Here is a 513-nt window from a genome sequence, read left to right as displayed (position 1 = left end):
AAAAACAGCAGTAAAAATCTCTGCAGGCTTGTAGCTCAGGTGGTTAGAGCGCACCCCTGATAAGGGTGAGGTCGGTGGTTCAAGTCCACTCAGGCCTACCAGACTCCTTTTAAAGGATGAGCGGTACAGAGATTATAAACGATGGGGCTATAGCTCAGCTGGGAGAGCGCCTGCTTTGCACGCAGGAGGTCTGCGGTTCGATCCCGCATAGCTCCACCATCTTTTACTGCGAACACAAGAAAACTTCAGAGTGAACCTGAAAAGGTGCACTGCGAAGTTTTGCTCTTTAAAAATCTGGATCAAGCTGAAAATTGAAACGACACATCTTAATGGTGTGTTCGAGTCTCTCAAATTTTCGCAATCAGAAGTGAAACATCTTCGGGTTGTGAGGTTAAGCGACTAAGCGTACACGGTGGATGCCCTGGCAGTCAGAGGCGATGAAGGACGTGCTAATCTGCGAAAAGCGCCGGCGAGGTGATATGAACCTTTGACCCGGCGATGTCCGAATGGGGA

At 49.3% G+C, this 513-nt stretch carries 2 tRNA genes and 1 rRNA gene; all 3 read left to right on the top strand.

Features of this window, described 5'->3' with window-relative positions:
- The first annotated feature begins 24 nt into the window (after window positions 1-24).
- Window positions 25-101: transfer RNA gene (locus tag LA04_RS02600), tRNA-Ile, on the top strand.
- Window positions 102-143: 42 nt separating this feature from the next.
- Window positions 144-219, top strand: a tRNA-Ala gene (locus tag LA04_RS02595).
- Between the two features lie 170 nt (window positions 220-389).
- A 23S ribosomal RNA gene (locus tag LA04_RS02590) occupies window positions 390-513 on the top strand; the annotation flags it as partial.

The sequence above is a fragment of the Enterobacter sp. UCD-UG_FMILLET genome (assembly GCF_000762975.1).
GTDB classification, from domain to species: Bacteria; Pseudomonadota; Gammaproteobacteria; order Enterobacterales; family Enterobacteriaceae; genus Enterobacter; species Enterobacter dykesii.
Note: the sequence above shows the minus strand (reverse complement) of the source record. Positions and strands in the feature narration are given on the sequence as shown.